This window comes from Allochromatium warmingii, assembly GCF_900107145.1.
Lineage (GTDB): Bacteria > Pseudomonadota > Gammaproteobacteria > Chromatiales > Chromatiaceae > Thermochromatium > Thermochromatium warmingii.
Genome location: NZ_FNOW01000051.1, coordinates 1 through 20,423, shown reverse-complemented (window position 1 = coordinate 20,423; position 20,423 = coordinate 1). Strand labels below are relative to the sequence as shown.

17 protein-coding genes, 2 pseudogenes and 1 CRISPR repeat array are annotated in these 20,423 nt (G+C 53.0%); of the genes and pseudogenes, 12 read left to right on the top strand and 7 right to left on the bottom strand.

Annotation, left to right across the window (positions count from 1 at the left end):
* A pseudogene (locus BLW10_RS14320) lies at positions 1-90 on the top strand (IS5/IS1182 family transposase); the annotation flags it as partial.
* 12 nt (positions 91-102) lie between these two features.
* Here the strand turns inward: BLW10_RS14320 and BLW10_RS14315 are convergent.
* The 3 genes and pseudogenes from BLW10_RS14315 to BLW10_RS12185 all read right to left on the bottom strand — a co-directional run.
* A pseudogene (locus BLW10_RS14315) lies at positions 103-738 on the bottom strand (DNA/RNA non-specific endonuclease); the annotation flags it as partial.
* A 130-nt stretch (positions 739-868) separates the two neighbouring features.
* Complete coding sequence (locus BLW10_RS12190; protein WP_425425908.1) at positions 869-1,195, bottom strand: cupin domain-containing protein; 327 nt, start codon at positions 1,193-1,195, stop codon at positions 869-871.
* Positions 1,196-1,226: 31 nt separating this feature from the next.
* Positions 1,227-1,814, bottom strand: a complete 588-nt coding sequence (locus tag BLW10_RS12185) for a recombinase family protein (protein ID WP_091335065.1) — start codon at positions 1,812-1,814, stop codon at positions 1,227-1,229.
* 237 nt (positions 1,815-2,051) lie between these two features.
* Here BLW10_RS12185 and BLW10_RS12180 point away from each other — a divergent pair, with 237 nt between their 5' ends.
* Positions 2,052-2,339 carry a toxin-antitoxin system TumE family protein gene (locus BLW10_RS12180; RefSeq protein ID WP_091335064.1) on the top strand — a complete coding sequence of 96 codons (288 nt, stop codon included), beginning with the start codon at positions 2,052-2,054 and terminating at the stop codon, positions 2,337-2,339.
* Positions 2,321-2,677, top strand: coding sequence for an HVO_A0114 family putative DNA-binding protein (locus tag BLW10_RS12175; protein WP_091335062.1), 357 nt, complete (start codon positions 2,321-2,323; stop codon positions 2,675-2,677). Before BLW10_RS12180 ends, BLW10_RS12175 begins: the two co-directional genes overlap by 19 nt.
* A gap of 214 nt (positions 2,678-2,891) precedes the next feature.
* On the opposite strand, the gene BLW10_RS12170 is transcribed toward BLW10_RS12175, so the two are convergent.
* From BLW10_RS12170 to BLW10_RS12165, 3 genes are all read right to left on the bottom strand, one after another.
* Entirely contained in the window at positions 2,892-3,290 is a 399-nt protein-coding gene (locus BLW10_RS12170; RefSeq protein WP_143117071.1) for a hypothetical protein, read from the bottom strand.
* A 33-nt stretch (positions 3,291-3,323) separates the two neighbouring features.
* The gene (locus BLW10_RS13850) at positions 3,324-3,488 is read right to left on the bottom strand and encodes a hypothetical protein (protein WP_177169065.1); all 165 of its coding nucleotides are present in this window, start codon (positions 3,486-3,488) and stop codon (positions 3,324-3,326) included.
* Positions 3,489-3,563: 75 nt separating this feature from the next.
* Positions 3,564-4,364, bottom strand: a complete 801-nt coding sequence (locus tag BLW10_RS12165; RefSeq protein WP_091335059.1) for a WYL domain-containing protein — start codon at positions 4,362-4,364, stop codon at positions 3,564-3,566.
* Positions 4,365-4,436: 72 nt separating this feature from the next.
* On the opposite strand from BLW10_RS12165, the gene BLW10_RS12160 reads away from it, so the two are divergent.
* From BLW10_RS12160 to BLW10_RS12120, 9 genes are all read left to right on the top strand, one after another.
* Entirely contained in the window at positions 4,437-5,165 is a 729-nt protein-coding gene (locus tag BLW10_RS12160) for a CRISPR-associated endoribonuclease Cas6 (protein ID WP_091335057.1), read from the top strand.
* Positions 5,162-8,008 carry a hypothetical protein gene (locus BLW10_RS12155; protein ID WP_245709375.1) on the top strand — a complete coding sequence of 949 codons (2,847 nt, stop codon included), beginning with the start codon at positions 5,162-5,164 and terminating at the stop codon, positions 8,006-8,008. Before BLW10_RS12160 ends, BLW10_RS12155 begins: the two co-directional genes overlap by 4 nt.
* A 13-nt stretch (positions 8,009-8,021) precedes the next feature.
* The gene (locus tag BLW10_RS12150; protein ID WP_091335056.1) at positions 8,022-9,005 is read left to right on the top strand and encodes a type I-D CRISPR-associated protein Csc2; all 984 of its coding nucleotides are present in this window, start codon (positions 8,022-8,024) and stop codon (positions 9,003-9,005) included.
* The gene (locus tag BLW10_RS12145; protein ID WP_091335054.1) at positions 9,002-9,631 is read left to right on the top strand and encodes a hypothetical protein; all 630 of its coding nucleotides are present in this window, start codon (positions 9,002-9,004) and stop codon (positions 9,629-9,631) included. The genes BLW10_RS12150 and BLW10_RS12145 overlap by 4 nt, the downstream gene beginning before the upstream one ends.
* Positions 9,622-11,592 carry a DEAD/DEAH box helicase gene (locus BLW10_RS12140; protein ID WP_091335052.1) on the top strand — a complete coding sequence of 657 codons (1,971 nt, stop codon included), beginning with the start codon at positions 9,622-9,624 and terminating at the stop codon, positions 11,590-11,592. Before BLW10_RS12145 ends, BLW10_RS12140 begins: the two co-directional genes overlap by 10 nt.
* A complete protein-coding gene (locus BLW10_RS12135) occupies positions 11,549-12,097 on the top strand; it encodes a CRISPR-associated protein Cas4 (protein WP_091335050.1) in 549 nt (182 codons plus the stop codon). The genes BLW10_RS12140 and BLW10_RS12135 overlap by 44 nt, the downstream gene beginning before the upstream one ends.
* Positions 12,097-13,065, top strand: a complete 969-nt coding sequence (gene cas1, locus BLW10_RS12130; RefSeq protein ID WP_091335049.1) for a CRISPR-associated endonuclease Cas1 — start codon at positions 12,097-12,099, stop codon at positions 13,063-13,065. Before BLW10_RS12135 ends, cas1 begins: the two co-directional genes overlap by 1 nt.
* A gap of 2 nt (positions 13,066-13,067) precedes the next feature.
* Complete coding sequence (cas2, locus tag BLW10_RS12125) at positions 13,068-13,370, top strand: CRISPR-associated endonuclease Cas2 (protein ID WP_091335047.1); 303 nt, start codon at positions 13,068-13,070, stop codon at positions 13,368-13,370.
* A 126-nt stretch (positions 13,371-13,496) separates the two neighbouring features.
* A CRISPR array of direct repeats spans positions 13,497-18,914; the repeat unit is 28 nt; unit sequence GTTCCGAATCCCCATGAGGGGTTATGAG.
* Between the two features lie 120 nt (positions 18,915-19,034).
* Positions 19,035-19,451, top strand: coding sequence for a hypothetical protein (locus tag BLW10_RS12120; RefSeq protein ID WP_091335046.1), 417 nt, complete (start codon positions 19,035-19,037; stop codon positions 19,449-19,451).
* Positions 19,452-19,504: 53 nt separating this feature from the next.
* Here BLW10_RS12120 and BLW10_RS12115 read toward each other — a convergent pair whose 3' ends face one another.
* Positions 19,505-20,269, bottom strand: coding sequence for a tyrosine-type recombinase/integrase (locus tag BLW10_RS12115; RefSeq protein WP_281241138.1), 765 nt, complete (start codon positions 20,267-20,269; stop codon positions 19,505-19,507).
* Positions 20,270-20,423 lie beyond the last annotated feature (154 nt).

Here is a 20,423-nt window from a genome sequence, read left to right as displayed (position 1 = left end):
CGCTGGGAGAAGCGCGATGACACCTACTTGGCCATGATCCATCTGGCGCTCGGGATCATCACTTGGCGGGCTACCGGCCTTTTGGGATAGGCTCTTAGTGTTCTCGACCCAGAAGGCCCATGCCTTGTTCTCGGCTGCATCATAGACCAGCTTGTAGAGGTGACTGGGTACCCAAACCTGACCTGTCCCGATGGTCTCAGGCTTGCCACTGAACACCGGCCCCGTGAACACGAACACATCCCCCTTCGCTCGCATCGCATACTGACGGGTCGCCTTCTCAACGTTCTTCGCCCAGATGCCGCGATTATTCTCCGGTGCTTGCGGAACCATGTTGGCCAGCGAGAACGATTGCGCCATTGCTTCCGGTGTGGGCATGTCGGCAGCGGGAGCAAGATGTCCGCGATCAAAGCCCGATCCCTTGTAGTCGGCTAGACGGGCGCGGTGTGCGCTCGGTAGACGCGCTTCCTCGTAGAACTTATCGGTTCGTTCCTCATCCTGAGCGTCGATCAATCGAGCACGGTTGAGCTTCTCGACCACGAACACCGCTGTCTTGGATTGACCTGAGTGCAAGATAGCGAAGTCTGACATGCACAGATCGCGGGTCTGACTCAGACTGGTGCTGACTTTGGGCGGGGTCTGATTGGGAAAAGTGTCACGACAGGCATCAAAGGCCGCATGACTGGTGGTGCTGATCGACAACAGCAGAACGGGCAGAGCAAGGCGGGTTAAGTGGAACATGCACAGTCTCCAGCAAAGTTGTGAGGACTGTAGAGTAATGGGAACCATCAAGATCGGTCATGCCAGATGCGGTGTCTAAAGACTCTTTAGAGAGATGTGGCATTGCAGTTAAACCAGTGTCCTACTCCGGTCAGGGTTCATGCGGATGAATATGCACCGCCAGCCACAGACAGGGCGGATCACTGGATGTCTCCAACACCTGATGCGGGACATGCGCAGCGATGAACACATGATCGCCTGCTTGTAGTTCCACCGGATCACCAGCAATCAATAACTGCGCCCGACCCTGAAGTAGACAGACCCACTCGTCTTGCTCCTGCTCATAAAGCACTGGCTCGGGTTGATCGCTACTCACAATGCGCTCAATCCGTACCCCGCGACAGGCGGCCAGTTGTTCAAAGCACTCGCCGCTGGTCGGTGTTGGCAGGTCAGCAAACAGATTGCGCACTGTAGCCACTACCGGGCTATCCCCAAAACATCTCTTCGCATCATCCAGCATCTGGCTTACCTGACCAGCCGATACGATTGAGGGTGTCGATCAATGTGGATCGCTTGACCCCGAAATTCCGACACACGGCTGACTTAGACATCCCACCGTTTAGCGCCTCCACAATCGCCTCAAGTTTCTCTGCCACGAGAACCGGAGGCCGTCCACCTGTGCGACCGCGACGCTTGGCTGCGGCCAGTCCCGCCATCACCCGTTCGCGGATCAAGGCCCGTTCATACTGCGCTAATGCCGCAAAGACATGGAACAGCAGTTGACCAGATGGCTGGGTGGTATCCATGCCTTCAGTCAGTGAACGAAAGGCAACCTGCTTGTCCTTGAGCGAGTCAATAATGGACAAGAGATGGGACAGTGACCGCCCAAGACGATCCAGCTTCCAGACCACCAGCACATCCCCAGCCCGTACATAGTCCAGTGCCTTCGTCAGCCCCGGTCGATGCGCGTCAGCACCCGAACCGTAATCTGCGAACAGATGCCGGACATCAACACCTGCTGCCAGCAGTGCATCCCGCTGTAGATCAATATTCTGTCGGTCAGCGCCCGTTGAAACCCGCATATAGCCAATCAGCATCACGGAAAACTCAAAATGGGGGTTTCCGTATCCTACCTCATAACGACAGGGTTTTCCGTATAGTTAAATCGCCCTGAAACGAACCAGTAGCGAGATGCCGCGCTACGCGACGCAAACCAATTGTTTTCCGATAGGTCAATACCCTGAACGTTGCCAACGGAATGTGGGGAACCACCTGAGTGTGACGTTCATACAAGTGGATTGAAGCGCAGCTAATTTGTTGGCATCATAGCCAACATGCCAGCCGAACTGATTACCAAATTCAAAGATGTCACACCTGAAGGGGCGCTGATTGAGCTGGTGGTGTGGCGATTACCGCAAGCGGTTCCACCCTGCCACCATCCCTTCAAGTATCGACTGGTCTTGATTGTGGACGGTCAGCGCGTCATTGGTTTCGATAACGAGCGCGGCAAGGGCGATCACCGGCACGGCAAGGGTGGCGAACAACCCTATACCTTCGTGGATGTTGAACAGTTAATCGAGGATTTCATCGGGGAGGTCGAGCGATGGCGACGCGAACACTGACCATTACGCTCCAACCGGATTGGCGAGCGGCCTTGCGTACAGCGGGACGGCGTGCTCAAGCGGCGCACTATCAGGGTGAGACACTGAACTTTGAGACCGCAGCCCTGTTTTTTAGCCACTTGACCGAACGCCGTTGGGCCGTGATTCAAGCCCTCTTGGGCGCTGGCGCGATGAGTGTGCGCGAGCTATCGCGGCGTCTAGGTCGGGATGTCAAGCGCGTTCATGCTGATGTCACGGTGCTGGCGGAGTTAGGGATGCTTGAGCGCACACCCAACGGTGGCGTTCTGTGCCCATTTGAGGATATTCATGTCGATCTACGGTTACGACAGGCGGCATGAACCGAACTGTCAAGGTGCCTTCTTCCGGCCACTTCCCGACGATGAAGTCGCGGCATGGGAGGACAACGGATGCGGTCAAGTGTTGTGGGAACGGTGAAGCCGAAGGGCTATGTGGTGCATTGAGTCGCATTATTACAGCCGAACAGATGTTGAGGCGGAGCAAGTGCGGGCGATTTCGACGTTGTTTAGCAAGCATGTTTTGGTTCTCATGGAGTTAGCGAGTCCGTTTACAGAATAATTTAACAGAATTTTTGATAGCTTGAACCGGCACAATCTCTTCTGCTTCGCGCTCACTGGCTAGAAATTCAGAACCATTTCCAGCACTTTCCCAGAAATGCTGACCATTTTCACAGTTGATGCTGATATTACCAATGAAAGCAGCGGTTTTGCCTTCGCCAATTATTGTAGCGCGGGCTTGGCTTGATGTTGGGATGTCCGCTTTATTCATTAAAGGAAATGCTAACCAATCATTCCAATACATCTCTATTGAATCGCGGTATAAAAAGATACCGCCATTGATAGATGCGCCTATTTTAGGTTCTGCATAGCTAGTCGCAGGAGATGTGCTTAAAGCAATAAATGCAAGAATGGTTAATTGATAAGTTTTGTTCATGTCGGATTCTCTATTTGATCTACGTGAAAAAGTTCAATCTGCCGCCTTTACCTTCTTCTCAAACACCTGCAACGCTGGACTCTCCAGCACCACCACCGCTGCACCATCGGCTCCGGCTTTCGTCCCCAGCTTCCCCGTCAGTGCTGCGAGGTCAAGCGGGGATTGAGGGGGCTTTGACTCAGGTGTGGTGTCGGTCATGGTTTCAGGGCGGATGTGGGAGCGATGGGAGTATGACGAAATATGAAATCAAGCATTTTTCACTTGCATCATTAATCATTCTATAATTTCCCATAAAGGAATTTCGAAAAGCCAATCTTTTCTGCATAATCGTCGCTCAATGTAATAAGCAAGTGCAATTCGGATGCCTTGAAACTCTAAAAAATTCTCTCCAGTTGGAATGTAATCCAGACGAATCGCATCTTGTGCTGAATTGGGTAGATTCGGATTGATCCGAAATCGTAGATTTTTTCGTAGGTGCCAGTTTTTATCCGCGTCACTCGAAACCCATAGTTCCTTTGTAAGTCTTGCAGTCATCACGCGCGTCAGTACAAAGTCAAGATATTGAAGTGCTTCGTGACAATAGGCTCGGATATGATAGCGACCATCAGCAAATACTAGATGGTGTGGTGAAATCAGTCGAGTCTGAGTTTTAGTCTTTGACCAGTATTCTATTTCAACTACAGCTTGCTGTCTTAGTCCTTCTAAAACAGTTTGGACGCCATTAGAATCATAGATAGGTTTAATTAAAGTGTCCGCATCAATGAATGGAATATCACACCATTCTGATTCTTCATAGAAATGTGCAACTTGTGAAATAGCGCGTTGGTAATCTAAAAAGCGACTAACATTGTTTTGAACATACTGTGCCTCGAATGTCGCAGTACGGACATGACGCCGACGACTGCGATCATATTCCATCTGCCCGGGATGTCTCTGGCAATAAGCTTTAATACTTTGTTGTGCGTTCTGCCGTGCAAGTCCAAATCCTTTCGCTAACTCGCCTGCCGTCACGCCCCCGCACCACAGTAGTCGCGTTTCGATGAAAGCAAAACGTCTGAGCATGTCATGATTCATGTCATGTTCGTATATTACTTAGGTTAGATAAATGACTATACTTCAGTGTAGTCACTTTCCAGGAGCTTTGCTATGTATCGGCTTCGGTTACAACTGCCACCAGGACGCTGGGCGCATTACCGCTATCTTGACCTGATTCACGATGCTCTCGTGAATGCGTGGATCGCAGCAGGTGCGCAGCCGGAGCAGGTTATCGGTGCACAAGCCTTGCCTTGGAACTTCGCCCCTCTGGGATTTCATTCTCACCATGAAGGACGTGCGCATACGTTAGTTGTTTCCACACCTGATGCAACGTTGAGCACGACTCTCGCGACTATCGATCCTTGCGCTGTACGCTATGCCAGAGCCGCTACAGGTGAGATGCTGGATTTTTCATCGGCAAATGTTGTAGTTGAGTCCTCGCCCATACTTGCTGAGCAAACCGTATTGGGTGTTTTGACTCTTTCTCCCGTCGCCATCAGCGATCTCTCAAAGCCCACCAAACGCTGGCACACAAGCCTTGATGAGGTCGATCTTTCGGCTGTCGTCAACTCCCGCCTGAGTCGTATTTCGGGCCGTCAGATTTCTTTGACGATTCAGCCCGACAGCCTCTATTTGCGTGCCAATCCGAGGCACTCGGTCGTTGTGAGTACCAAGCGCATGAAGAATGGCCAACCGGCTTTCGTCATTGGAATGCAAGCACCTTTGGTGGTTTCAGGGCATCGTGCGGATGCGCTGCTGGCTTGGTATGCCGGACTTGGCGAGAAGACCCGTAACGGTTTCGGTTGCATTGGACTAGCAGAGGGAGGGGTAGGGCGATGAACGAGGTCACGCAAAAAGCTATACACCTCGCTTCAGAAGTCTATAAGGCATTTATGACCGAAGTGGTTGAGGCGTATGTCATTCTGCAACGGGTTGGACGTGAGCTAGATCAAAAGAAACAGAAGGATCTGAATGCTAACCGGATTGTAGATACCCGTTTCATTCATTTAATGTCAATCAGCGGTAAGGGAGGGTACTCGGAAAATCCGAAGCTACGCAAACGCTATGCCGAGAGCATGAATATCACGCTCTTGGATCACCTCCTATCGGTTGTACGAGGGGCATTGACGTTCGCGGCACTGGACGTGCTAGGTAGCAACCCAGATTCAGATCGCGCAAAGCTACACGGGCAACTGCGCGTGCTCGCGGCAATCGCTTTCATGCACGACCTCGATAAAGTTCTCCAGTTGCAACGCGATGACGCATTGCCGCTGGAGCGTGTGGCGGAACGTTGGACGGCGTATGGACTCGACCGCTTTATCAGTCAGGATAATTCCTTCACGCCCGATCAAGTGCGTTACCTCATTGAGCAAGCCGAGACCTCTCAGGCTCATAGGAGTCCGCCGAACGTTTATCCGCCGCGCTCAATTGAGCAGTTAATGAGATACGTCGCATTAGCGGACAAACTGGATGGCTTGTGGCTAAAAGAGGGCGTGGATGCTGTGCTGGAGCGTTTGCGCATAGATAGCAGTTTGTTCACCAACATCTGGCGACAATGGTCACGTATTGATCTGTTTGATCCACATCATCCGTTCTTGATCGACGAACTCCAACGGGCAATTTCAGCACAGTGCCGACCGGTACCACCTTTAATTGAAGTTCACCAAGACGGTCGTTTGCTGATGCTAATTCCGGCTGAACGCTCAGAGGAGATCAAGGAGCGTGCGATCAAAGCGATCTGTAGGTTTCTCTCGGGTAAGCTATTTGGAATGCGGATCAATGTTTCAAACCGAGGGATACCAGAGATTCTGGACGCGGCACCAGATCATGACAGCTTAAGTGAGTTCATAGCCAGCACTGACTTGCCGGATCGCGAACTGGGGCGGCTCTTCCTCGTTAAAGCAAGCCTTGCAAATGAGGCGATCACGCGACATCTCGATACACTGATAAGAGACGTTGGTCTAGCTCCGAGGTGGCAAAAGGCTATAGGACAAACTCTTACCCCGTATCCATTACCGTCTGTCCTGTCGGAAGAGGCGCAGTCGAATCTGCGCAAGGCCGGACACTTGGCGCTGCTGCTTAACCACAAGCAAGTCAAAGAGCTTCTGGATTATGAGCAGCGGGAGCTGTGCGTTGTAGAGGCGGTTGGACACGACCGACCTGAATGGATCACGGCGTTGCAGGATTCCGCATCGCGGCGGGTATTCACGTCACTCTGGGCGATGCGTATGGCCCTCAAAGATGCCGAGATCGACACCCGCATCTGGGGATCTGAAGGTCTTTTACGGAACTGGTTAGAAGGCGTTGATGGCAGCCGAGGATTGCGCGATACCATCAAAGGAGAAGGAAACAGGATCGTTCAAACAGTTGCGCAGCATTTTACTGAACGTCTCCAAGCGAATCCTACATGTCGTCAGCAAGCGGGAACAAATCGCTGCATTTTTACCGACATACCGGTGTCAAGCAAGGCGACATTTGCTTCGGCGGATAATCTGTATGAAATCAAGAAATCCGCTTTTTCAGGACGCGATGGACGACTTGAATCTATCGAGTCTGCACTTGGAGAGACGCACATCTCTCCGGTCTCTTACGCTGAACACCGGCTTCGAGCCTTTGTTCATACATCAGTGGCGGCGAAGTCTAACGGTAACGGCATACCAACATTGCTCTCTTCGCCGTCTACCACTGGATTGTTTTCCGCATTGGCGCTGAACAACGAACGGACTTTTGGAACGCTTTCGGTTTACGACTTAGCCCGTGAGCAACCTTTAAAGGGGGTCGTGTATCAGGGCTTTGAGGTTTACCGGCATCGTTATCGTGTTGCCCGTTTCGAATGTATTTCTGATCGCATTGAAGATCAAGTAGACCAGCTCCGACTTCTGCTTCGTGCCGCCTTGCGCGTTGGTCGTCCAATCCACCTCTTTCGCGGTCTTCCAACTTCAGAGAAAGCCTTCTTCGCTTTCGATGCCATGCCACGCCGATTGGCAGATTTGATAGGCGGTAGCCGCCTACGCATCGAGCAAATACCCAGCGCCCTACAACGTTTTGAAACGGCCCAGTTGATTTTAACCACCAATGGCTTGGGTTTCGAGGTCTTTGATCGCTATACGCGACCGGAGACGCGACTCGGTGCAATCTGTTTATCTTGGGCCTTGTTGCACGACGCGACAAAAGAGAAAAAAGAGGGGCAGTCAGACCGGAGCGTCCGCTTTAGGCGTGAGTTCGAACAACTGGTACAGGAGAATGAAATGAGTGAGATCGAAGCGCCGCTTGTCACGTTAGGCAGAGCCGCTGCCCGCATCCAACAACGCCCGCGCCGGGACGCTTCAGCGAATGAGGAATTGTTGACCTTCAACATCAGCCTAGAAGCGGCTATCAGTGCGTGGAAGCTCGGACAGCGAGACCGGGATTCACTAGCGATGGCAATAGCGGGAGAACTTGATACCAATTTAGTGCGAAAACAGAAAGCTGCCGCTCGTACTAACCGCGATGACGTGAGCCTGACCGATGAGTGCATTGCCTTCGCATACCGCTTTGTAGAAGACATCTGGTTCGGAGTGCTCAATGGTCGTCCTCCGTCGCAAGCCAGCCGCAGGGTGCTCTCTAGCATCTATCGCATGTCCTTCGTCACCGCGCCACGCCCGAAGTCTGAGGCGGAATATAACGCTTCCTATACCGATTGAACGGAGACACTCAATGGATCGTTTGAACGACTATTTGCCACAGTTGGGCGACCTGCTCGAAGAGAGTCAAGGTGATAAGAATGTTTACCTGCACCCCAAGCGCAAGAACTTGGGCAGCGTCTCAATAGTACTAATCCGCGAAGCGATTGCACCGCTGGTGATTCGCAACGCAGAACAGGAAATCACGGACATCGAGTTTAACAATGAAACTTACGTTCGAGCGGTTCCCAACAAGTTCAAGTATCCGGAACGCGGTCGTGCGCTTCAGATCCTACGCGCCATGAAGGCTGGCGGACGCTATCCTCAGAATCGCACAGCGATTCCTAAAGGCACTAAGGCATCAGACTCCTTCGATCTCAATACCCTAGTATTTGGCGATTCGGCTAACCATGACAGTAAAGTATTGCCAGTCCGCGCTGCTGTGAACTACTCCGACGCTTTAAGCCTGCGGCCTAAGTACTTTTGCGTGAGCGAGAGCTTCCACAATCGAGGCTTTGAGGACGGCACGCTCTGGGATGCTGAGGCCAAGAAGAACACCGACAACTTGTTCAGTCGCCACTTCGTCAATCCGGGCACGCTTTTAGTGCAGGTGCTCTCTACACGCGGCAAGCTGTTGCCGCCAATTGGACTGAAGCATCTGCTGCTATCGGTCGGATTGGCCGGTAGCTACGGCGGCCAAACGGCCATGACCGGCCTCAATGTGCGCACCCACTTCGTCGGCATCTATGCTGATCTGTTTGAGAAAGCTGAGACCTCGCCTTACGAGCTTGTCAAAAAGGTCGGTGGCGCAGAGATCGGTGATGTTGCGGCCATCAGCGCACTCATTCACAGCCATCTCGCACCACTGCATGAGACCAACATTCTAGGTACTGATGTGCAGTTCTGGGTTGAAGGGCTAATCAAGGGCTTCAACCAGCAGGGAGGTGAGCTAGAAAAGGAATACCAAGACGCGGCAAGAGAGATGGTCAAGCTGTTCGACGGTTGGTTTGGGCAATGAGCACTATCGTTGGGCTGCGTGCAACAACGCTCACCCCATTTGCTTATCACTCGTTGGCGGTAAAAGGGGGAACCGCGACCTTACCTGAGCTTATCAGCGACAATGCTCTGTGCTTTGGATTGGCCGCAGTATTGGGTCATGTCCGCGCATGGTCAGCATTGCCAGCAAAGGACTATCAGCGTGACCTACGAGCCATGCCTTGGCGCTCCTCCGTTCTAATGGCCGACGAGCCCCGACTACTGCCTCCGTTGGCGCGACGCCTTAACCTAGAGGAAGAAGGAGGTTTCCCGAAAAAGCTCCGTGATGTCGCTAACAAGGGCAACCTAAAACAGTTCTGGACTACCCAAGAGGTTCCACCTGCGTCTGTCTTTCGGGGTGCATTGTTCGGCATTGACCCCTTTGCCGAGACTGGTCTTGACGCATTTGTAATCCGCGTTGGGCTACATCGCAATGGTATGGTCAAGCTGGAGCGAGATGATCAGATCAGAACGGTTCGACTCAATGCTTGGACAGCCATGCTGTTCGAGCGCACCTTGTCTGTTCAGCGATTCCTCATCTATCCACTTCAACTGACGGCATCGATGCCACTCGACGAGGCTGCTCAGGAAGTCGCGCAATGGAACTGACCATCGCTAAGCATTGTGTCGCTAAGGGCGACGATGGACTGTCGCCGCTACAGCGGGCACTACTGGACAATGCGCAGCGAATCCGTATCGCGGAAGCACCAACTGGAGCAGGAAAGAGCTATGCGTTTCAGCGGGCGCTCCATGATCGCGGTGAACGGGTGTTATTTATCGTACCCACCCGACGCTTAGCTCAGAACTTAGCCAGTGGTCTCGTTCAAGATCTGATTGCATCGGGTTGGAGCGAAGAACGCGCCCGAAGTGTCGTGGCCTTGTGGAGTTCCGATCAGACCGCAGACCTTAAGGCTCAAGGAATCGTGCATATAAACGGTCTGCGTTTACGGCAGATGCAGGCTCTCAAGTTAGGCAGTCACGATGGCGAGATGATCGTAGCCGTACCTGAAGTCGTCAGCGCACTCTTGGTGCTTCGACGGATTGAGTCAGGTCAGGCGGGTGATGGCGTATTTGACCTATTAGCCGATTTCGATCATATCGTCTTTGACGAATTTCATACCATCGAGGCACGCGGCTTTGGCCTAGCAGCACTCTTCGCGCGGCTTGCTACCGCTGGGCATGAAAGCAGTTCAGGATATGGCCGCGCTAAACTGAGCTTTCTGTCTGCGACACCATTAGATCTGTTGTCAACGCTGGAGCGCGTCGGCGTTACGCCCGATCAAGTTGCCGTGCTGCGCGAGGAGTTAGTGGATGATGGCAGACCGCTGCATGGCGATGTCGTGCTTTCTGTGCGTGATGCACTGAGCTTACGCGATCTCATTCAAGAGCATATTGAAGACATTCGAGCCGAGATCAACGCTAATCGACAGGTGGTTGTGATCTATGACTCCTTAGCAGCACTGGAGAAAGATCTGCCATTCTTAGCTCGCTCATTTCCTGCAAGTGGGATTAACCCGACTCGGGTACTTGTCGTCAATAGTGTCCGCGACAGCATCGCGCAAGGTTTGCATGATGCGGGATTTGCAATTGGCCGAAAATGCGACCCCCTAGCTTACGATCTGATTCTGGCTACAGCCAGTGTCGAAATGGGCGTGACCTTTCGTAAAGCTAATCTGATGCTGATGGAGCCTGGCTTTGAGCCGATGAACTTCTTGCAACGCTACGGGCGTGCGGCTCGTCGCGGTGATGATGGACGTGTAATCGTGCGTTTAGAAGCGGCCCGCATTGATCGGGATCCTTGGCTACGGACTCTGAGGGATTGGGTTCAAGCGCATATCGGACAGCAATTAAGCATTAAGGACTTAACTGACGTTTTGAGCCAAGCCGCTGTTGCATCGAATCCGCGAGCTATGGCCGCAGGTACCTTTGGCCAACTATCAGGTCAGGCAGCTTGGTGTGCTGGCCTGTATTGGAACTTGCTCATGGATCATGCGAGCAATCGCGGGCATCGCAGCGAGCATCTGTTCCAGCATCGTCCTGCGACCGCAAAGGGATTATATCGACTGGAGCAAGCGGTCAAGCGTCTAGCGGATGACCCACATTTAGAGCCTTACGTAGCGCAGTGGCTGAGGCTGTTCCGTGCGCAAGCACTCGATCTGCGAACCATAGAGCGCAAGATCCGCGTGGTCAATGAACGTGGTGAGGGCTTCGACTATCCCGAGGTTTGGCTCAAGCGTGAAACGACTGTCTACGAGCGTTTTCCGTTAATTGAAGACGAGATCCGTATTCAGGGCAGCGTCGATGACTACTGGCGAGATGAACCTGATCGTAACGCCAAACGGCGCTGGATATGTCATTTCCCCCATACCTCTGAAACCTGCACGCTGCCATACGACAGCCGACTCGTCGATGCTTGGTGTCGCGAGATCGAGAACGTCGATCACTATGCGGTTGATTGGGAGGAACAATCTGAGGCACTAGAAGCCGCCAAAAAGCTCGTTCGACTCACCGGACTGGTACCCGGCCATGACCCAAATATTCCAGTGGACGCAGTCAGCGTCATTCTTTGAACGGGTAGACCGCCTCAACCTTCATGGACTGCACTTCCAGCACATCAATCTGTGCGTGCGGCGTGCTTGGATGTATCTGCACCGGATCAACTTTGCACAGTGGAATAGTCGGGTTGCCACTGGGCTTGCCCATCAGACGACTCACTACAAGCGTGATCGCTCAACGGTGGGTCTGTTCGGTTTAGCGCCGGATCGTCTGGATTGGGAACGTGCCATTGTTTTTGAAAACAAGGGCACAGGTGGAGCACAGTGCGCGGTCGATCACCAGGTTGGTTACTACGCCTTGATGCTTTCTATTGCTACGGGGCGGGAGTGGAAGGGGCAGGTGCATGTGTTGACGAACCGACGTTGGCGCGAGGTCGCGCTCGATTCATCCCTGCTAGATGCGCTTTGGCATGACAGCCTTGCATTGGAACTGCTTAGTCAAATGGGTCAAGTTCCATTTGCAGCAAAAATCAACTTGTGTGCAAGTTGCTCTTTGGCACCGTTTTGCGGGTATGACTGATGGAAACGCTCTTCGTGACACGTGATGCAACGCTGAAACAGCATGAAAACACACTGTCGATCATGATCGATGGGCGTAAGCGTTCACTACCAATAGAGTCCATCGGCCATCTTGTGCTGCTGGGTGAGAGTCGTCTGAATACCCGTTTGCTAACCCTATGTGGTACGCATGGCGTGCGGCTCTCGGTCTTCGACTATTACGGCTACTGTAAGGGTAGCTTCGAGCCGCTTGATCGCTACCCCTCGGGTATGGTCAAGCTGAAGCAGGCTGAGCTTCTGTTAGACGAGCGAAAGCGGATCGCTGTCGCTCGGGAAATCGTCCGTGGCGCGGCCCACAACATGCTTGCTAATCTGCGTTACTACCAATATCGAGGAACCGAGGCGCTAAGCGATATCGTCACCAACATGCAGCGTCTCGTAGGGAAGATCGGCAGTGCCGATAACAGTCCTACTCTGATGGGCATCGAAGGTAATCTGCACGAGTGGTACTACAGTGGTTGGAAGCACATAGATCATGCGCTGGATTTCACGCCACGAGTGAGACGCCCGCCTAATAACCCGATCAACTGTTTACTCTCTTTCCTTAATCAACTTACCTATGCTGTCACCCGACACGAGACAAGCAAGACCCATCTCGAAGAGACCTTCAGTGTACTGCACGCTCCAGGGCATGGACGTGCTTCTCTGAGTCTTGATCTGTCGGAGCCATTTAAACCCGTACTCACCGACATGCTCATTTTTCGCATGGCACGACGCAAAATGCTCAGTGAAAACTGGTTTAACATCAACGACGGAGTCTGTCTGTTGACGGAAACAGGTCGCCGCCATGTGAGCGAGCAATTTGCCCAGCGCCTTGAAGAACAGTATGCGGGGCGCAGCTTCAGGGAGTGGATATATCGAGAAGCACTCGGGCTAGAACGACAGGTATTAGACGTGGCCGAGTATGAATCCTTTAGGCGGCGGCCTTGAGTATGTTCATGCTTGTCACTTACGATGTTGAAGCGAAACGAACAGGTATCTTCAGAAAGATCTTGCGACGGTATCTCAACCACGAGCAGTATTCTGTATTTTCGGGAGATATTACCGAAGCTGAAGCTGTCCGCCTACGTCGTGAGTTGAGTGAAAAATTGGTTCCAAAAGACCGTCTCACTGAGATTACGGCAGCAAATCGAAAGAATGTGCAGGTTACTCACTTTATCAAGTCTGAATCTGGAAAGGGAGAAGTAAGTCGAGAGGAGGATACATGGCACAAAACTGATTTTGGAGTTTTGTAACCACTTTAACTTCTACCTTCTCTGAAGTATTCCCTATGGGTCTCCGACGTTGAAACACCAATGTTCCATATCCATTTATTCAAATTTCCACAGATCTTGAATCAAGAAAATCTCGTAATTTCGAGGGTTCCGAATCCCCATGAGGGGTTATGAGTTGTGTTGCAGCGATCCCAGAGCGTCGCCTATGGGTGTTCCGAATCCCCATGAGGGGTTATGAGGCGCCGACGTCGCCGATGCGTGCGGAATCGAGCAGGTTCCGAATCCCCATGAGGGGTTATGAGGCGTAGATGCGCGACCCCATCCTCGACACTACCAGGTTCCGAATCCCCATGAGGGGTTATGAGATGCCTAGCAGGTCGCCATTCGCGGCGCGGTATTCCGTTCCGAATCCCCATGAGGGGTTATGAGAAATACGAGATTGATCTTGTAGACGGCATGATTAAGGTTCCGAATCCCCATGAGGGGTTATGAGAGTGGCGGGATTGATTCTACAATTGTAGAAAAAACATGTTCCGAATCCCCATGAGGGGTTATGAGGCTCGATCTGCGCCCACATGTCAGGGGAGATTTTGAAGTTCCGAATCCCCATGAGGGGTTATGAGCATGTCAGGCGAGGGTCATCAGGCCGGCCACGCGCCCGTTCCGAATCCCCATGAGGGGTTATGAGGACGCTATTCGAGATGAAGGCGACCTCCGTACCAGGTTCCGAATCCCCATGAGGGGTTATGAGTTCAGGACTGCTTGCCTGAATGATGCGTGCAATCAGGTTCCGAATCCCCATGAGGGGTTATGAGAGCGGCTTGCCGCCGCGTAACACCGCACGCTCCACCGTTCCGAATCCCCATGAGGGGTTATGAGTTGCAGGCGTGGATCGACCGACAGAAAGGCGAGCGGTTCCGAATCCCCATGAGGGGTTATGAGAGGGTTTAGCTGCGAGTGAAAAAACCGTGTTAGCGGGTTCCGAATCCCCATGAGGGGTTATGAGACTATCGAGGTGGATCGCAACGACCTCGAAGACGAGTTCCGAATCCCCATGAGGGGTTATGAGAGGCCCGCCGCGTGCGTGCTGCTGTGCCGATGATCTGTTCCGAATCCCCATGAGGGGTTATGAGACATCCGCCATCAAATCGCGCATTCGCGCTGCGCCGGTTCCGAATCCCCATGAGGGGTTATGAGGCTGTCTTTCGGCTGCCACGCATCGACGGGGAGGCGTTCCGAATCCCCATGAGGGGTTATGAGGTCGCGTATGATTTCCAGCGGTAGATCATCTGCCGGGTTCCGAATCCCCATGAGGGGTTATGAGAGATTATTTGAAGCATCCGCATGAAAACCAATATGACGTTCCGAATCCCCATGAGGGGTTATGAGAGCCGCGTCGGTCGCTATCCGCGAAAAGGCGTGGCTGTTCCGAATCCCCATGAGGGGTTATGAGTTGAATCTCCGCACGTCGCGTGAGCGATAGACGGCATGTTCCGAATCCCCATGAGGGGTTATGAGAATCTTTCCAAGCGGTTTCAATCGCGTCATTCAGTTGTTCCGAATCCCCATGAGGGGTTATGAGAGTACCGCTGAAGCGTTCCGTAAAATCTGCGCAATTGGTTCCGAATCCCCATGAGGGGTTATGAGACTGTGATATTGGCCGCTGACGATGGAGTCTTTTGAGGTTCCGAATCCCCATGAGGGGTTATGAGCTTGCGAACGTTAGTAACGGCGCTGGCAAGACATCTGTTCCGAATCCCCATGAGGGGTTATGAGCCACACTAACGGCCTAGCAATAAACTCATTCACCGGTTCCGAATCCCCATGAGGGGTTATGAGGTGCGCACAGGTTGAATAGGTGTGGGGAGCGTGGTCGTTCCGAATCCCCATGAGGGGTTATGAGACAATCGACCGTACAGTTGACGCTGACGGATGTGGAGTTCCGAATCCCCATGAGGGGTTATGAGTGCGCGGCTTCAGTGTGCCAGCGTTCGGGTAGCACAGGTTCCGAATCCCCATGAGGGGTTATGAGACCAGCGCCGATGCCGAGCTGTATTCGAGTCATCGCCGTTCCGAATCCCCATGAGGGGTTATGAGCTGAATCAGGACTCACCGATCTAGCTGAGGGGCTGTGTTCCGAATCCCCATGAGGGGTTATGAGGTAAAACCGATGTGATGGTGAGCCGTTTAGAGCATGGTTCCGAATCCCCATGAGGGGTTATGAGTCAGCTATAGCTGTTTCCTCGATAGCGTCAGTTACAGTTCCGAATCCCCATGAGGGGTTATGAGACTCACCTGGTGGGAAGGCGAGTTCTGCACGGAGAGGTTCCGAATCCCCATGAGGGGTTATGAGAGTGACGGCTGTTGGGGCGACGATAGAGCATGTTGTGTTCCGAATCCCCATGAGGGGTTATGAGACACGGACTCAGGTTTAGATGTCCGCACAGAACAAGGTTCCGAATCCCCATGAGGGGTTATGAGATGATGGCCGCGCCAGACCGCACTGCTTTAACGGCCGTTCCGAATCCCCATGAGGGGTTATGAGATGGATCTGATGAAGCGAATCCGGAATAAAGATGGGCGTTCCGAATCCCCATGAGGGGTTATGAGATTGAACAGCGCATTTTTTCAGGGCAATGGAATGCCGTTCCGAATCCCCATGAGGGGTTATGAGATCGCTGATGGTGTGGTCACTGCTACAGCGAGTTGGCGTTCCGAATCCCCATGAGGGGTTATGAGCGCGTTTACGTCTCGCTGCGCAACGGCAGCCGCAAGTTCCGAATCCCCATGAGGGGTTATGAGATGTCGCAGCTTCATCGCTGGTATATGCCAACACAGGTTCCGAATCCCCATGAGGGGTTATGAGAGGGCGGCGACGCTCTTGGGTTGGAGCAGAATCTGCGTTCCGAATCCCCATGAGGGGTTATGAGAGCGTAAAAGCGAGTGCTAAATTCATCGCTACGCAGGTTCCGAATCCCCATGAGGGGTTATGAGAGGGCGGCGACGCTCTTGGGTTGGAGCAGAATCTGCGTTCCGAATCCCCATGAGGGGTTATGAGAGCGACAAGGAAGTCGCATTAAAAAACCCAACAAAGGTTCCGAATCCCCATGAGGGGTTATGAGTCACCCGCATCACCGCACAGTTAGCCGCTGGCAGTAGTTCCGAATCCCCATGAGGGGTTATGAGTCGGAAGGCGAGCCACTTACGTTCGCAATTCCGGCAGTTCCGAATCCCCATGAGGGGTTATGAGCTGAATACTATCGATTTCCCGATCACCGTCACGAATGTTCCGAATCCCCATGAGGGGTTATGAGCCGTCTAAAAAATGTCTCCTGCGTCATGCCATGATGGTTCCGAATCCCCATGAGGGGTTATGAGATTCACATCATCAAGCGTTGTGATGCGTAAATCGCCAGTTCCGAATCCCCATGAGGGGTTATGAGTTGGACGCGCCTGCGTCCGCGCTCAGACATCCAGAAGTTCCGAATCCCCATGAGTGGTTATGAGTGCCGATCTTCATCCCAAGGGCGAAAAAGATGATTGGTTCCGAATCCCCATGAGGGGTTATGAGAGCAATTACGGCGAGATAGAACAGCGGCGCACTGGGGTTCCGAATCCCCATGAGGGGTTATGAGACCAGCGCGAGCAGGCTCAAAAAAGAATCAGAGGCACGTTCCGAATCCCCATGAGGGGTTATGAGCCTTCTGATTGTGTGTGTGGTAGCCGCAATCGTAGGGTTCCGAATCCCCATGAGGGGTTATGAGTCTGGTTAGTCGTCCGTGTTTCGCGGTTCACGATGAGTTCCGAATCCCCATGAGGGGTTATGAGTATAAACGCGAAGCTGAGCGATTTAGCGTGGAACAAGGTTCCGAATCCCCATGAGGGGTTATGAGCTTGCGAATGGAATCGGTCTTTACAAGAGCGTTGACGGTTCCGAATCCCCATGAGGGGTTATGAGAGCGTAGTGATCGAGTTGCTTCGTCGAATCATTGCGGGTTCCGAATCCCCATGAGGGGTTATGAGGTGATAATTGGAGTGGGCGCGGGTGCCGTGATCTGGTTCCGAATCCCCATGAGGGGTTATGAGAGCGATCTTGCTCGATCACGCCGGAAACATCCTCCGGGTTCCGAATCCCCATGAGGGGTTATGAGAGTGACGAACTCGCGTGTTTGCGGGCCATTCTTGAGGGTTCCGAATCCCCATGAGGGGTTATGAGGCTATCACGGAATCGACGCCGAGTTTTGGGCAGATTGTTCCGAATCCCCATGAGGGGTTATGAGCGCCGCCGCCGCGCTCGACGGGGACGAATCGCCACTAGTTCCGAATCCCCATGAGGGGTTATGAGAGTCGAATCCGCTGCACTGGCACGCGCCGATGTCGGGTTCCGAATCCCCATGAGGGGTTATGAGTGCTAGGCCGCCCCAATCGGCCTAGCCATAGCGCATGTTCCGAATCCCCATGAGGGGTTATGAGCACGATATATTTCGAGGACGGCGGGCGGCTTTCGCTCGTTCCGAATCCCCATGAGGGGTTATGAGACCCCAGCGCCATCGGTTTTCGTCTTGGCTGCCAGGTTCCGAATCCCCATGAGGGGTTATGAGAGATTAGCGCGGTATTGGTGACAAATCGGAATCAAGTTCCGAATCCCCATGAGGGGTTATGAGGATGACGATTGTCAGACACGGCGGCTGCCATGAGTCCAGTTCCGAATCCCCATGAGGGGTTATGAGACTGCGCCGATTCCAGCCACGACAATCAGTGCATCAGTTCCGAATCCCCATGAGGGGTTATGAGATGATCGGGGCTAACGCTCCCGCTTCACTCGCCTCACGTTCCGAATCCCCATGAGGGGTTATGAGACGCTCGATAAAAAAATTGATCGGCTTGTCAGTCTGGTTCCGAATCCCCATGAGGGGTTATGAGAGCAAAGTCGTCGGCGCACCGAACGCTTGCTGGACGAGTTCCGAATCCCCATGAGGGGTTATGAGGCTAAAGAAATGGGATGCAAGATATCCGACATCTTAGTTCCGAATCCCCATGAGGGGTTATGAGTGTAACGTTGGCGGGAAACGAGCAGGGCCGCATCCTGTTCCGAATCCCCATGAGGGGTTATGAGATCCGGCAATGGGGTAGCACTGGAGCCGTCCGTCTTGTTCCGAATCCCCATGAGGGGTTATGAGAGCAAAAAAACAGCAAGGCAGGGGGTAGCAGAGTCCGTTCCGAATCCCCATGAGGGGTTATGAGGTGATGTCGGCTACGATCAGGTCGCGGATTAGCTCGTTCCGAATCCCCATGAGGGGTTATGAGATTGTTTCAAACAGATTCGACAGCGGTTTCCCGTCGGTTCCGAATCCCCATGAGGGGTTATGAGTCACGCTCGACTGTCGGCTCTATGTCCCGCATCCGCGTTCCGAATCCCCATGAGGGGTTATGAGATTGGGCGCGACTAGAATACCGCTGAATAGATACACGGTTCCGAATCCCCATGAGGGGTTATGAGATTCACATCATCAAGCGTTGTGATGCGTAAATCGCCAGTTCCGAATCCCCATGAGGGTTCAGAAACATCTAATCTTCGGCAGTTTTTCCTGAAACATACTCCACCTCCGCCAACACCAACTCCCACCGCTCACACCGCAGCCCCTCATCCCCTTTAGCTGTCCTGACCAGCGACGAGGTGATTCTATGATTCAACTGACCTTCACCAGCGCCCGCTTTCTCCCCGTCCCCCCTGAAGATTGCCAAGTCAACCCCGGTGTCTATGGGTTCGAGTTAGCACTCTGGCTTGCCCAAGCACTGGCACAGGCTGACCTCTACACCAGCTATCCGCTCAGTGAGGACTGGGGCTGGTTCATCGAGTACAACACCGATGAGATCGAGGTAATGATCGGCTGTAGCAGCCAGTGCGCGGCGGGGGAGGGCTATCAAGGTCAGGCGGTAGATTGGCTGGTATTCATCGAACCACATCGAACGCTCAAGCAATGGATCAAGCGCGAACCGGCGGCATCTGCACTCACCGCCAAGCTACGGGATCACATCCGCGCAGCATTACAGGCTGAGGGGATCGAGGTTGCGATAACGGAAGACTCCGTAACCCGCTGAACCGATCATCAGACCGACCCAGCAGGCTAGAGACCATTGGCTCAACCGTGACTTCATAACCGCGAAACCAGCTCCGTTATCCGCTCGGTACTGACATGGGTGTAAATCTGCGTGGTCTTGAGATCGGCATGACCCAACAAGGTTTGAATGTCCACTAACGCCGCTCCCGACTCTAACAAGCGCGTGGCATAGGTATGTCGCAACTTGTGCGGGGTGATCTTCTTGTCGATGCCCGCTTTCTTCATAATCTTCTTCAGATAATCACGGACAGTGCGCGGAACCGGTGGATCACCACCGGGTTCTTTACAGAAGATGTAATCCGTTTGCTGCATATCACCAATCCATGCCGCTAATTCCTCACCGAATCCAGCCGGTAAAGGAATTTGACGCTCTCGATCCCCCTTACCAATCACCCGCACAGATCGCGCATACTGCCCAACCACCGTGACATCACTCACCCGCAAAGCTAATGCTTCACTAATCCGTAGCCCTGAGTTCTGCAATAGATCAAAGAGCACCTGATAACGCTGACGGGTAAGCATGATAGTCTCAGGCGTCTGACCAAATACATTCTCTGGTAAATCACTATTATCATGTAGAGCTTGCTTAAATCGTGCTTGCTCGTCAGGCTCCATCCAGATCGGCAAGCGATGCGGGCGTTTGGGCTTTTCCGCTAAATACACCGGATCGTTCTCAACCAGATGATTTCTGATCGCCCACTTGTAAAAGGTCGAGAGCGCACTGACCCGACGCACCACAATCGATGCCTTGACTCGCGTGTCACGCATCTGTACCTGAATCCACTGCTCGACTTCCACATACGAGCAGCGCCGCCAATCAAGCTGGGCTTCTTCCAGCCACGTCCCCCAGATCCCTAAGAGCCTATCCCAAAAGGTGGTATTCTAGGCGGAAGTTTCCTCGATCACAGGAGTCAGAACGACGATGAGCTTGGCGGTTAAAGATGATGGTTGG